The organism is Terriglobus sp. RCC_193 (genome assembly GCF_041355105.1).
GTDB lineage: Bacteria > Acidobacteriota > Terriglobia > Terriglobales > Acidobacteriaceae > Terriglobus.
In genome coordinates this window covers 1,345,783-1,359,128 of sequence record NZ_JBFUPK010000002.1, presented here as the reverse complement: position 1 = coordinate 1,359,128, position 13,346 = coordinate 1,345,783, and the positions used below count along the sequence as shown (strand labels likewise).

The 13,346-nt window shown below is 59.0% G+C and carries 13 protein-coding genes; 10 read left to right on the top strand and 3 right to left on the bottom strand.

Annotated elements, in window-relative coordinates:
• Positions 1-348: 348 nt before the first annotated feature.
• The 6 genes from serS to AB6729_RS14400 all read left to right on the top strand — a co-directional run bounded on the left by serS (position 349) and on the right by AB6729_RS14400 (position 5,849).
• Positions 349-1,668 carry a serine--tRNA ligase gene (serS, locus tag AB6729_RS14425; protein WP_371082324.1) on the top strand — a complete coding sequence of 440 codons (1,320 nt, stop codon included), beginning with the start codon at positions 349-351 and terminating at the stop codon, positions 1,666-1,668.
• A 4-nt stretch (positions 1,669-1,672) separates the two neighbouring features.
• Positions 1,673-2,053, top strand: a complete 381-nt coding sequence (locus AB6729_RS14420; RefSeq protein WP_371082323.1) for a hypothetical protein — start codon at positions 1,673-1,675, stop codon at positions 2,051-2,053.
• A 169-nt stretch (positions 2,054-2,222) separates the two neighbouring features.
• A complete protein-coding gene (locus tag AB6729_RS14415) occupies positions 2,223-2,894 on the top strand; it encodes an outer membrane lipoprotein carrier protein LolA (RefSeq protein ID WP_371082322.1) in 672 nt (223 codons plus the stop codon).
• A gap of 129 nt (positions 2,895-3,023) precedes the next feature.
• Positions 3,024-3,794: an RNA polymerase sigma factor gene (locus tag AB6729_RS14410; RefSeq protein WP_371082321.1), complete on the top strand. Its 771-nt coding sequence runs from the start codon at positions 3,024-3,026 to the stop codon at positions 3,792-3,794.
• Between the two features lie 164 nt (positions 3,795-3,958).
• Positions 3,959-4,924, top strand: a complete 966-nt coding sequence (locus AB6729_RS14405; protein WP_371082320.1) for a HEAT repeat domain-containing protein — start codon at positions 3,959-3,961, stop codon at positions 4,922-4,924.
• Positions 4,911-5,849, top strand: a complete 939-nt coding sequence (locus AB6729_RS14400; RefSeq protein WP_371082319.1) for a PDZ domain-containing protein — start codon at positions 4,911-4,913, stop codon at positions 5,847-5,849. The genes AB6729_RS14405 and AB6729_RS14400 overlap by 14 nt, the downstream gene beginning before the upstream one ends.
• A gap of 187 nt (positions 5,850-6,036) precedes the next feature.
• On the opposite strand, the gene AB6729_RS14395 is transcribed toward AB6729_RS14400, so the two are convergent.
• Positions 6,037-7,629: a DHA2 family efflux MFS transporter permease subunit gene (locus AB6729_RS14395; protein ID WP_371082318.1), complete on the bottom strand. Its 1,593-nt coding sequence runs from the start codon at positions 7,627-7,629 to the stop codon at positions 6,037-6,039.
• A 39-nt stretch (positions 7,630-7,668) separates the two neighbouring features.
• On the opposite strand from AB6729_RS14395, the gene AB6729_RS14390 reads away from it, so the two are divergent.
• Both AB6729_RS14390 and AB6729_RS14385 read left to right on the top strand, forming a co-directional pair.
• The gene (locus AB6729_RS14390) at positions 7,669-8,166 is read left to right on the top strand and encodes a MarR family winged helix-turn-helix transcriptional regulator (RefSeq protein WP_371082317.1); all 498 of its coding nucleotides are present in this window, start codon (positions 7,669-7,671) and stop codon (positions 8,164-8,166) included.
• 34 nt (positions 8,167-8,200) lie between these two features.
• Complete coding sequence (locus tag AB6729_RS14385; protein ID WP_371082316.1) at positions 8,201-9,433, top strand: threonine ammonia-lyase; 1,233 nt, start codon at positions 8,201-8,203, stop codon at positions 9,431-9,433.
• A 102-nt stretch (positions 9,434-9,535) separates the two neighbouring features.
• Here the strand turns inward: AB6729_RS14385 and AB6729_RS14380 are convergent, their stop codons facing one another.
• Both AB6729_RS14380 and AB6729_RS14375 read right to left on the bottom strand, forming a co-directional pair.
• A complete protein-coding gene (locus AB6729_RS14380) occupies positions 9,536-10,336 on the bottom strand; it encodes an SDR family oxidoreductase (protein WP_371082315.1) in 801 nt (266 codons plus the stop codon).
• 25 nt (positions 10,337-10,361) lie between these two features.
• Positions 10,362-10,847: a MarR family winged helix-turn-helix transcriptional regulator gene (locus AB6729_RS14375; RefSeq protein ID WP_371082314.1), complete on the bottom strand. Its 486-nt coding sequence runs from the start codon at positions 10,845-10,847 to the stop codon at positions 10,362-10,364.
• A 127-nt stretch (positions 10,848-10,974) separates the two neighbouring features.
• On the opposite strand from AB6729_RS14375, the gene AB6729_RS14370 reads away from it, so the two are divergent.
• Entirely contained in the window at positions 10,975-11,610 is a 636-nt protein-coding gene (locus tag AB6729_RS14370; protein WP_371082313.1) for an RNA polymerase sigma factor, read from the top strand.
• A 129-nt stretch (positions 11,611-11,739) separates the two neighbouring features.
• Positions 11,740-13,332 carry a phosphoglycerate dehydrogenase gene (gene serA, locus AB6729_RS14365; RefSeq protein ID WP_371082312.1) on the top strand — a complete coding sequence of 531 codons (1,593 nt, stop codon included), beginning with the start codon at positions 11,740-11,742 and terminating at the stop codon, positions 13,330-13,332.
• Positions 13,333-13,346 lie beyond the last annotated feature (14 nt).

The following is a 13,346-nucleotide window of genomic DNA, read 5'->3' as shown; positions in this document are numbered from 1 at the left end:
TTGGTGCGTTAGATCGCTCCTTTGGAGCGATACCCAGGTTAGCTTCGCGAACCTGGGGCACCCGGTTTTTTGGCTGGTGGTTTGTTGGGGTTTCCTGGTGCGTTGTAGAGGGTGTGTAGGAATGCAGGTCCTTCGGCTTCGCTCAGGATGACGGCCTTCGGCCGTTGGAGCTTCGCTTTGCGAAGCTGGTTTTGCGAAGCTGGTTTGGTTCTGTGGCAGAAAACTTTGAACTGTTGTGCTCATTGAAAAGTCGTTGGGATTCTTCGCTTCGCTCAGAATGACACTCATTCAAGACAGTGGGAATATGGCGGATGCCCTAAAGCGCCCGGAACCGATACCATAGAGGACATGCTTGATCTTGCATACGTCCGGGGCAATCTCCCGGAGGTGGAAGCCGCGCTTCGCCGCCGTAACGCCGACCCCGCCGCCCTGTTGGGCGATTTTGCCGCCATCGACTCCGCCCGCCGCGAAGCCATTACTGCCGTGGAGCAGTTGAAGGCGAAGCGTAACCGCCTGTCGGAAAAGATTGGCAAGCTGAAACGCACAGGTGGCGATGCCACCGCGCTGACCGAGGAAGTCCGCGCACTGCGCGAAGAATCCGAGTCGCTGGAAGCCACAGCCACCGCGCACGACGCGAAGCTGCGCGCCATTCTTGAGGCCATCCCCAACATTCCCGATGCCAGCGTTCCCGATGGCAAGGATGAAACCGGCAACAAGCTGGAAAAGACGTGGGGTGAACCGAAGACGTTGGCCCATGCGAAGCCGCACTGGGAGATTGGCGAGTCGCTGGGCGTGCTGGACTTTCAGCGTGCCGCGAAGATTTCCGGCAGCCGTTTTGTGGTGCAGGTGGGTGCGGGTGCGCGGCTGGAACGCGCTCTGGCCAACTTCATGCTGGACCTGCACATCAACGAGCACGGCTACACGGAAGTGATGCCGCCGGTGATGGTGAATTCACAAAGCCTGTTTGGTACGGGCCAGTTGCCGAAGTTTGCGGAAGACCTGTTCCATTGCGATGACAAGGGCGCGTATGTTGCCGGAGAGTTACAGGACAACGATCACTGGCTGATTCCGACCGCAGAAGTGCCGGTGACGAACCTGTATCGCGACGAGACGATTGAGCTGAATCCGACCATCAGCTACTGCGCCTACACGCCATGCTTCCGCAGCGAGGCGGGCAGCTATGGGCGCGATGTGCGCGGCATGATTCGCCAGCACCAGTTTCAGAAAGTCGAACTTGTAAAGTTCACCACGCCGGACAACAGCATGGCCGAACTGGAGAAACTGACGCTGCATGCTGAGGCGGTTCTGGAGAAGCTGGGACTTCCCTATCGGCGTATGCTGCTTTGCACGGGCGATATGGGTTTTGGGTCGATGAAGACCTACGATCTGGAAGTGTGGCTGCCGAGCCAGAACACCTATCGCGAGATTTCTTCGTGCAGCAACATGGGCAGCTTCCAGGCGCGGCGCGCGAACATCCGCTATCGTCCTGCAGGGCAGAAGAAGACGGAGTATGTGCACACGCTGAATGGCAGCGGTCTGGCCGTGGGACGCACGTATCTGGCAATTCTGGAAAACTATCTACAGGAAGATGGCTCTGTCCGTGTGCCGGATGTGCTGGTGCCGTACATGGGCGGATTGACCGTAATTACCAAGCAGGCAGGGCTATAAAACGATGCTGAAGACACTGCGCAGCTACCTGTTCTGGACGTACGAACGCGGCAGCTTTCACTATGACGTGATGGTGACGCTGATTCTGCTGTTCATCTTTGTGTCGCCCCATGTGATCAACTTCCGCGACCGGCCGGTGTACAACCTGCCGTCGCAGATTATGGTGCAGAACGACGGCACGGGCAGCATCACCTACGAGGTGAAAGCAGCCGACGTGCAGCAGAGCCTGCAGCATGTCTCCAGCAACGATCCGGAAAAACGTATGCGCAGGGCACTGCGACGGCTGATTGAGCCGATTGCGGGGGATGTCCTGATCGAACGCTATGAGCCCGTCGCTGGCGCGGATGGGCAGACTACGGCGTACCGCGTCTGGGCGCATCGCTAGGTTTTCGCAAGAAAGCCTGACGCGGTTTTCGCGGGACCAACATTGTCGGGATTCTTCCCCTTCGACAAGCTCAGGGTCAGAATGACAGCACAGAACAATCCAGATACGGACGCAGCCATCCCGCTCAAACCTGTGTCTAATGAATTGGTTTGAGGGACACAGGAGTAAGATGACCTTTTTCGCACGTACAACTGTCGCAGCCGCCATTGTTCTGAGCACTTTCACTGCCGCGCATGCGGCCAATGATCCGGCACTGGATAAGACATTGCGCGCTCTGGATACTGCCTCCACGAAGTTCCAGAGCGCCGAGGCCGACCTGCGCTGGGACCAGTTTGAAAAAGTGGTGCGCGAAACGACCTCGCAGTTCGGTTCCATCTACTTCATTCGCAAGTCCGGCTATACAGAGACGGGAGCACTGCTTTCGCCAAAGGCAGGCTCGCCGCCTACGAAGTATCTGCACTTTGCCAATGGCAAGGGCGATATGTACGACACCATTTCCAAGAAGTCCACGCCCTTCAACGCCGGGCAGGACAAGGCTCGTGCGGAGAGCTTCCTAACGCTGGGTTTTGGCGGCAGTGGCAAGGACCTGGAGAAGGCGTGGACGATCACGCAGCAGGGCACTGAGACGGTGGACGGCGTGCCCACCGCGAAGCTGGACCTGGTACCGAAAGACGCGTCTGTGGCGAACATGTTTACGCACATCACGATCTGGGTGGATACAACGCGCGGCGTCTCGCTGAAGCAGCTTTCGTATACGCCCGAGGGCGACACGCGTACGGCGTATTACACGAACATCCGCTACAACACGAAGGTGGATACGAAAAAGTACGCGAAGAAGTAGCGTTTTTCGAATTTGACGTCCTGAATCGGCATAGCGGACGCTGTGCCGATTTTCTTGCTACTAACCTTTTCCACTGGCGCTGGTCTATCACTACAAGATCGATCTTCTGGCTTCCGGAGTCAGCGCACGATGGGTACACAGATTGTTGGCAGTGGTTTGGCGGCGGGTACTTTGAGCGACCCGACCGTAGGAAGTGTCTTCAACACGGGCGGTGCAATCGGACCGGGCGTGGTCGCGGTAGAATCGCCAGCAGTGGCGAAAGTAGCGGCAGGTCGGGCAGGACGAGCGGCGCTGACACCGGCGCAGATGGAAGCGCGGGCACAGCAGCGTCTGGAAGATGACGAGCTGATCCGGCAGGCCCAAAAAGGCCAGCGTGGCGCGTTTGACCAGCTTGTGCGGCGATACGACGGCGCGGTATTGCGGCTGGCGCTGCATATGCTGGGAAATGAACAAGATGCGCAGGACGTGCATCAGGAAGCGTTCCTGAAGGCATACCGCCATCTACAGAATTTTCGGTTTGAGTGCTCGTTTTATACGTGGCTGTACCGGATTGTGACGAACCTTTGCCTGGACGCGCTGCGTCGGCGTAAGAGCCGCCGCGAAGATCCGAGCATCGTCACCGACAGTTCGGGCGACACGATTGACCTGATGAGCAGCGTGAGTGACGACCGCGCCGGGGCCAACCCGGATCTGGAGTTGCGACGCAACACTTTGAACCTGCGCATTCAGGAAGCGCTGGATCAACTGACTCCGCGCGAGCGGACGGTGTTTGAACTGAAGCACTACCAGGGCCTGAAGCTTCGCGCCATTGGCGAGATGCTGCAGACCACGGAAGAGACGGCGAAGAACACACTCTTCCGAGCAACACGCAAGCTGCGCGCCAATCTGGCAGACGCATAAAAAGCACCAAGAACGCACAAGCGTTCCGCGGCACGACGCAGCAGCACCCCACCGGCAAAGTCCGGGGGCCAATCAGACGGCAGGCGATAACGTTCTCGAAACGTTACGACCGGTCGCCGCAAGCAGCAATTTTCAGGAAGCCATACACAAGGAACACAAGCGTCATGAAGTGCGATGAGGTAAAAGACCAACTGATTCTGCTGGCTTACGACGAGATCCCCGAAGAGGATCACGCGGAGCTTCAGCTGCATCTGCGGAATTGTAGCGATTGCCAGGCCGAGGCGGATGCCATGGCCGAGCTGACCACTCTTCTTGCCGAGCAGACCCGACCCGAGATTCCCGCCAACCTGCTGGCCGCCAGCCGACTGCGACTGGACGAAGCTCTGGACGAAGCAGCCCAGAGCACGTGGCGGATGCGCCTGCGAAACAGCCTGGTGGGTACATGGCAGCATCTGTATGCCGCGCCCGCTTTGGCGACTCTGCTGGTGGGCGTTGGGTTTCTAAGCGGCAACCTGCTCACACGTTATCAACTGGCCACCGCCCCGATTCCGCAGCCCGCCGTGGTCTCCATGAACGATGCGGAAGGTGGCGTGAGCAATATCAGCGGCATTCTTCCCCTGCCCGATGCCGACCGCGTGGAAGTTCGTTATAACCGCGTGGTTCCCATGACCATTCAGGGCCGTCTGGATGATCCGCAGGTGCGTCAACTGCTGACGCTGGCGGCGCAGAAGGGCCTGAACAATGACGTGCGCGAAACCAGCGTGGACCTGCTGGCGAAGGAATGTGTCGCGGGCCATCGTTGCGAACACGGTGATGGAGACCGGACCGGCGTGCGGGATGCGCTGCTGGTAAGCCTTCGCTATGACAAAAGTCCCTCAGTTCGTCTGCGCGCACTGGAAGGTCTGCAGCGCTTTATTGGCGAAGACCTGCGCGTGCGCGATGCCGTGCTGGAAAGCCTGATGCACGATTCCAGTGCCGATGTGCGCACACACGCCATTGCGATGCTGGAACCGGTAGAAGGCGATACCAGCGTACGGCAGGTGCTGCACACGGTTTCCACGCAGGACGATAACCCCTACATCCGCAATGCATCGATGCAGGCGCTGGGTAACATCGATGGCATTCAGTAACCTGGCTGCGGCCGCGATTTTCCTCTCGTTGCTTGCGGCCCCGGTTGCACAAGCGCAGCAGGTGCTGGTGTCTTCATTGGAAACTCCACCCATGTATGGCGGCGGAGCCGGTGGTCACAGCACACCTGCGCAGGGTTACCTGGGCATCATGTTTCATGATGTTTCGGATGCCACGTACAACTCGCAACACCTGAAAGACAAACGCGGCGCAGAGATCGTGATGGTAGACCACGATGGTCCTGCCGGTAAGGCTGGTCTGCGCGAACACGATGTGGTGTTGAGCCTGAATGGCACGGCTGTTGAGGGCGAAGAGCAACTGCGCAAGTTGCTGCACGATCTGCAGCCGAGCAAAACGATTTCGCTTACCGTCTGGCGCGACGGTATGGAACGTTCTGTATCCGCTACGCTTTCGACTCGCGAAGAAGTGGATCGTCAGGCACGGTTGCAACGCTGGACTGTGCCCAATCCCGATGAAAGTGCGGCTTCTACGGAACCTGCTCCTCCACCGGCAGCGCCGAAGAGTAGCGGCGTCTTCGGTCGCTCGTTTATGTCGGGACATCTGTTACCGCTGTTGCCGATTTACACCGGCGCTACCGTGGACACCATGGGGGCACAGCTTGCGGATTACTTTGGCGTGAAGGATGGCAACGGCCTGCTGGTGCACGCAGTGGAAAGCAACAGCCCAGCTGCCGCTGCGGGACTACATGCAGGCGATGTGATTACGCGCATGAACGGCAACCGCGTGAATACCGAGAAGGACTGGACGCGCGCGCTGCATGAGGGCAAAGGCAAGCCCATCACCATGACCGTTGTACGCGATCGTAAGGAACAGACCCTGACGATGGTGTCCGACGGAAAGAAACGCAGCGAAGTCTCCGAACCGAAATTTGGCGCGGAGAGCGGACCAATGCTCATGATGCGGTAAGCCGCTTCTGATCCATTTGTCGCCGTCATTCTTCGTTTCGCTCAGGATGACGGCGATTTCACACTTCATCGGAATGTCCCAAAGTTCCTTGTGAGAAAGCCCAGAACGATAGTGGTGCGACGAAGCTCCGTGGGGATTCTTCGTCGCTATGCTCCTCAGAATGACGGCATAGATAGCACGATATGGCTCAGTGACCGGCCATCTGTTCCGGGTCCACCTTGGCGTTCTTGGGCGGCAGACGCATGAGCCACACCAGTGGCGACAGTGCCATGACCACCCATGCAAGCATGGCGAAGGCGTTCTTGTAGGCGATCATGGTGGCCTGCTGCGCCATCTGCCCGAAGGCAGATGCCATAGCCAGCGGTTGTGCCTGCGCATAGGTCATGTGTGTGGCCGCGGCGAAGCGGCTGATGTAGGCCTGCAAGGCGTAGCTGCCTGCCGTGATATTTGCGCCCAGGTTGCTCATGTGCACCTGCGCCGAACGCGCCAGGTACGTAGTAAGCAAGGCTGTTCCCGCCGATCCGCCGATGTTTCGAGCGAAGTTCGACAGGGACGAAATCTGGTTGCTCTTTTCGCGCGGCACACCCACGTAATTCAGCGTGGAGATGGGGATGAAGATAAACGGCAAGCCGATGACCTGCAACATGCGCCACAGTGTGACCGTTCCGAATGAACTGTAAAGATCAAGTCGTGTGAGGTTGTACAGCCCCGCAGCGACGGCGAGATAGCCGAGCATCACCGTTAGGCGTGGATCACCCTTGCCCAGCGTCCTGCCTGCAACCGCCATCATCACCATCATGACCAGGCCGGCAGGACTGAGCACTTTACCTGCGAGTTCTGCGGTGTAACCAAGCATGGTTTGTAGATACTGCGGGATGAGCACGGTTGACCCGAACAGCACCATGCCGAGCACCAGTTGCAGGAAGACAGCGGTGCCGAAATTACGGTTCTTCAGCAGCTTCAAATCCACAATGGGGTCAGGATGACGCCATTCCCAGAAGACAAAGAAGACGAGGATGATGACGGCGAGCGCCGTGGTGAGCTGAATCTCACCGGAGCCGAACCAGTCCTTTTCCTGGCCCTTATCCAGTGTGAACTCCAGCAGACCTACGCCGAGGGCAACACTGATGAGGCCGATGAAGTCCACGGGGTCTCGACGCTTGGTGCGCGCCACCAGTTCTGGTGGGTCCTCAACCATGCGGTTCGACAGGTACAGCGACAACAGGCCGAACGGCAGGTTGATGAAGAAGATCCAGTGCCAGTTGTAGTTGTCGGTAAGCCAACCGCCCAATGTGGGGCCGATGGCGGGCGCAACGACGACCGCCGCGCCGTACATGGCGAATGCCTGACCGCGCTTTTCAATGGGGAAAGTGTCGGCCAGGATGGCCTGTTCGCTGGGCGCCAAACCACCACCGCCCAGGCCCTGAAGAATCCGCGCAAGGATGAGGAATGGCAGCGTGGGAGCAATGCCGCAGAGCAGCGAGCACACCGTGAACATGACCACACAGGTCATGTAAAAACGCTTACGCCCGATGCGGTTGGAGATCCATCCGGAGATGGGAAGAATCACGGCCGATGCGACCAGATAGCTGGTGAGCACCCATGTCGCCTCTTCCTGCGAAGCGCCTACGGAGCCTGCGATGTGCGGCAGGGCCACGTTCGCAATGGAGGTATCCAGAACCTCCATAAAGGTGGCTATGGTCACCGTCATGGCTACCAGCCACGGGTTGTGCTTCGGTTTCCATACCGCTTCGTGATGAGTTATGGTCGTTGCAGCCATATCAGAATACTGATATAGAGTATCAGGGGACTGATACGGATGCGGAAATCGAAACAGGAAAATCGCGACGATGCCGCAAAAGCCATTTCGCTGACCATGAAGCGGCTGATGACGAACATGCGCCTGCTGCTGGAAGCCGAGTTGGAGTCAGACGGCATGACCCTGGCGCAACTCCGCATGTTAAACGCTGTGCATGAAGAATCGGATATTTCCTCCGCAGAGCTGGCCCGCACCTGCTACATCACCCCGCAAAGTATGCAGAGTCTTGTGGTGCGCGCAGAGCGCGAAGGCTGGATCAAGCGCTCGCCTTCTCCCAGGAATCGCCGCATCCTCACTACCGTCCTCACGCCCAAAGGGAAAAAGGCGTACGAACGCGCCATTGAGCTTTGGGCAGTGCTCAGCCACGATATGTGGGCGGAAACAAAGCTGGAGCAGATGCAGGAGTTAAATGCCGTATTGAGCGCTGCCGTGGATCGCCTGCAACCGCGGCTGGACGACCTGCACCAACGCCAGTCCGCCAAGCGAAAATCCGCCTGAATCAGCGCTTTCCGGTAGTCTGAATGGCAGAGCCATGCCAGCCACAGAGACTGATCTCGCCATCACACTTGCCGACGTAGAGGCCGCACGGGAACGCGTACGCGACGCCGTGTATTACACGCCCTGCGCCTTTTCACACACACTGACGGAACTGACCGGACAACAGGTTCACCTGAAACTGGAAAATCTGCAGATGACCGGCGCGTTCAAAGAGCGGGGTGCGCTGAACCGCATCTCGCTGCTGACGCCGGAACAATCGCAGCGCGGCGTGATTGCCGCATCAGCCGGAAACCATGCGCAGGGTGTGGCGTATCACGCGACGCGTCGGGGTATTCGTTCCACCATCGTGATGCCCGAACCAACGCCGATGGTGAAGGTGAACGCCACACGGCGGTTTGGCGCGAACGTGATTCTGCACGGGCCGAACTATGATGCCGCCTACGCCGAAGCTCGCAGGCTATGCGATGCCGAGGGGCTTACCTTCATTCATCCCTTCGATGATCCAGAAGTCATCGCCGGTCAAGGCACGATTGGCCTGGAGCTGCTGGAGCAGGTGGATGGGCTGGAAGCTGTGATCGTCCCCATTGGCGGTGGCGGCCTGATTGGCGGCATTGCCTGCGCGGTGAAGTCGCGCAACCCGAACATTCGCGTGGTGGGTGTGCAGACGTCGCGGCTGCCCAGCATGAAGGCCGCTGTGGAAGCGGGCCATCCCGTCACAATTGATGCTGCGACCACCATTGGCGACGGCATTGCCGTGCGCCGTAGCGGCGACATTACCCTGCCGCTGGTGCAGCGGTATGTGGATGAGATTGTCACGGTGGATGAAGACGAGATTGCTGCTGCGATCCTCGTCCTGCTGGAACGCGAAAAGACACTGGCCGAGGGTGCCGGTGCTGCTGCGCTGGCTGCGCTGCTGCAGAAACGAACGTCGCTGAAGAATGCGAAAACTGCCGTTCTGGTGGGCGGCGGCAATATCGACGTCACCCTGCTGAGCCGCATTATTGAACGCGGTCTGGTACAGGATGGACGTTTGATCCGGCTGCGTATTCACTTGCTGGATCGTGCGGGTGCTCTGCAGGACCTGACCACGCTGATTGCGAAACATGGCGTGAATATCGTCGATACGCTCTATAACCGCGCCTATTACGGCGTGAACCTGGGCGATACGACCATTGACATCACCATGGAAACGCGCGGACGTGACCAGGTGGAAGAGTTGCTGAATGCGTTGACCGAGGGTGGCTATCGCCACTCGCGGGTGCTGTAGGGTACTTCGTACCGTTCTCGACGCCTTCGGCGTGATGACAAACGAAAAGGGATGCGATCCGGTCGCATCCCTTTTTCTGTTTCGTGATGACTTTGCTGCGGATCAGAGGTTCAGCTTCTTGAAGACGGAGTCCGGGATGGCACGGACGACGGCCATGATGGGGCGCCACTTGGCGGGGACGTACATGACGCCGCCTTCACCCTTGGCAATTGCATTGGCAATGTCCTTTGCCACGGCGTTTACATCGGCGAACTTCTCGCTGCCGGGCATGCTCGCCGTCATGGCTGTCTTTACCGGGCCGGGCTTGATGGTGAGGACCGCCACCCCCTCGCGGTCGATGCGGTTGCGCAGGCCGTCGACGAAAGCTGTCAGACCGGCTTTAGACGCGCCGTAGACATAATTGCTCTTGCGTCCACGGTCACCTGCGACCGATGACAGAACCGCCAGCGTGCCGCGCCCCTGCTTCAGGCAGAAGTTAGCCAGCCATGTGAGCATGCTGACCGGGGCTGTGAGATTGGTGTGCAGAATCTGTTCGGCGTGGGCCACATCCGTCTCGGCTTTGGGTTGTTCGCCCAGAATGCCGAAGGCAAGATACGCCACGTCCAGACCACCGAGTTGGGTGATGGCATGGGCCAGCAGGCCGGGATGGTCTTCGAGACGATCCAGATCGGCGGCAGCGATATCGACGAACGCCGCTCCACGAACACGGAGATCGCCCGCCATGGCGCGTAGTTTTTCTTCAGAACGGCCTACAAGGAAGATGTTGGCTCCCTCTGAGGCCCAGATGCGGCAGGTGGCTTCCGCGATGCCGCTGGTGGCACCTAAAACCAGGTAACGCTTGGGGTTATGCGAAAGATCACGCGGCGGCAGGGGTGTTTCCAATGCGATTGTCGTCTCGGCCATCGTTTGTCGTTCCTCAAAGAGGAGACTAACAAACGTCCTTGGCAGGCGGGTTATAGCCAGCCTTTCGCAGCAGCGCGATGAGGGTCTGCTGCTCGTCCCGGCCAAGCTTTTGCATCAATAATTTGCTGGCTTCCAGATGAACGTCCAACATGCGCTGGCTGAGGCGCTGCCCCGCAGGTGTGAGATGGACGCGCACGATGCGGCGGTCTTCCTCAGAGCGCTGGCGCATGACCTGTTTCTTTTCCACAAGGCGATTTACCAGGCTGGTGGCAGTGCTGAGCGGGATATCCATGAAGTCTGCCAGTTCTGACATGAGCGCGGGGCCACGCTGGTTGAGCCAGCCCAATGCGCGGCCTTCCTGCGGCGTGGTCCTGATCTTCTGCAGTGAACGCGAACCCGGGGCCATCGACATCTGCCGGAACATGCCATACAGGGCGATCAGGAACTCCATGGGAGTCTTGTCTTCAACGGGCGGTGTTTTCGGCGTGCGCGACATCTCTTGGCTCAGCATAAGCGCACTTCTCCCCGCTTGAAAAGGTTCGATGCCGTAATGACACAAAATTTTCCAAAATAATACGGAACCGGGATACTTCGATTGTCGTACTATTGAAAAATCGAAGTACCGGAGTTGCTTCGCCATGGCCCAAACGGAAACAACCCTTTCCCCCGCCGAAATCCTTACCGAACGCCGCCGCATTGCCACAGGTCTCCGCCTCCAGGATCCGGAGCTGCTGCACGAATTGATTGACCGCTACAAACACCGCCTGTTGCGCTACCTGTGCAGCCTGACCGGCCGCACCGATCTGGCCGAAGACCTGTTCCAGGAAACGTGGATTCGCGTGCTGGAGCGTGGTCACCTGTATGACGACCGTGGCGACTTTGACGCCTGGCTGTTTACCGTGGCCCGCAACCGCGCGCTGGACCATTTCCGGCGCCGCAGCACGGTTTCCCTGGACGAGATGATGCATCCGGACGATGAAGGTTCCGCCGCATTTGACCCGCCCGCGGCCGATCTGTCGCCGCTGGAGGCCTTCCGGCTGGCCGAACAGGCCTGCCTGCTGCATGCCACGATGGACCGCCTGCAACCCATTCATCGGGAGGTGCTGCAGATGCATTTTTACGAGGACCTGACGATGCGCGAGATTGCCGAAAAGACCGGTATTCACATGCCGACGGTGAAATCCCGGCTGTATCGGGCGATTGGATTTTTTGAGCAGTTTTTGCGGGAGGCGCTGACAGGCAGCGGTGTGCCAGCAACCGCTGCATTGCACTAAATATGCGTGTCCTTCGGACAGGACGGAACGGTTGGCTACAATGAAGGGGAACCTGTTCCATTCCGGACCGGCTATTTTCACCGTGTCCATGCGTCGTTCCGTCCATCCAAGAAGGAAAATATTGCAGCGATGAAGATCGTACTTGCCGAGAAGGTTTCGCCCGCCACCCTAGCCGTCTTCCAGGAGGAACCAAGCTGGAAGGTTGTCACCGCAGACAAGATCACCAACCTGGAAGCTGAATTGGCCGATGCGGATGCGCTGGTTGTCCGCTCTGCCGTGCAGGTGACGGCGGAACTGCTGGAGCATGCGCCGAAATTGCGTGTGATTGGCCGCGCTGGTGTGGGCGTGGACAACATCGATGCGGACGCTGCCACCAAGCGGGGCATTGTGGTGATGAACACGCCCGGCGCGAATGCCGTGGCCGTGGCTGAGCTGACGCTGGGCCTGATGATCACCATGGCGCGCCAGATCCCCAAGGCAAACGCCGCACTGCACAACGGCAAGTGGGAAAAGAAGTCGCTGCAGGGCACCGAACTGCGCGGCAAGACGCTGGGCATTGTGGGTCTGGGCCGCATTGGCCTGGAAGTGGCTCGCCGTGCACGCGCTTTCGGTATGGACCTGATCGGGTATGACCCATTTGTTGCGCCGGTGATTGCACGCGAAAACGGTGTGACGCTGGTCGACATTGACACCATCTTCAAGGGCAGCGACTACCTGACACTGCACGTGGGTCTGACGCCGCAGACGGAAGGCCTGATCAACAAGCACTCCATCGCCATCATGAAGAAGGGCATCCGCATTGTGAACTGCGCACGCGGTGAACTGATTGTGGATGACGCGCTGGCAGAGGGTCTGCAGGACGGCACCGTGGGCGGCGCTGCACTGGATGTTTTCCGGCAGGAGCCGCTGAAGGAATCGCCCTACTTCGGCATCAACAACATCATCCTGACGCCGCATCTGGGCGGATCGACGGACGAGGCACAGGAAGCCATCGGCATCCAGTTGGCTGAGCAGGTGAGCGCGTATCTGAAGGATGGCGTGGTGCAGAACGCGGTCAACGTGCCGTCGCTGTCGCGTGAAGAATACGTTGAAGTGGCGCCGTACATTGATCTGGCGCATCGACTGGGCACCTTCCTGGGACTTGCTACGCCCGGCAACCTGGAGAACATGGACATTGCCTATGCTGGCCGCATTGCCAGCGGCAAGACCGACCTGATTCGCAATGCCGTCATCAGCGGCGTGCTGAATGATTCGGACGTGAACAACATCAACGCGACCGCGATTGCCAACGAACGCGGCATCCGCGTACAGGAAGACAAGAAGGAATTCGCCAGCGGTGGTGCGGGTTCGGTGCTGAAGCTGACGCTGCACTCGGCCGAGGGCGATGCATCAGCCTCCGCCACTGTGCTGCACGGCAATGCTCCGCGCCTGTTGTCGCTGGATGGCATTGACATTGAAGCGCCGCTGACCGGCACGCTGCTGGTCTTCCGCAATCATGATGTGCCGGGCGTCATTGGCCGCATTGGCACCGTGATTGGCGAACACGGCGTGAACATTGCCAACTTCGCCCTGGGCCGCAGCGTTCGTTCGCAGCGTGTGCCGCAGGGACAGGCCATGGCCGTGGTGCAGATTGAAGCGTCGCCGGAGAAGGTTTCGGAACTCATCACTGCGCTGCGCAAGGTGGACGCGATTGCCAGCGTTCGCACCGTAGAACTCTCGTAAGGCATTTCAGGAAA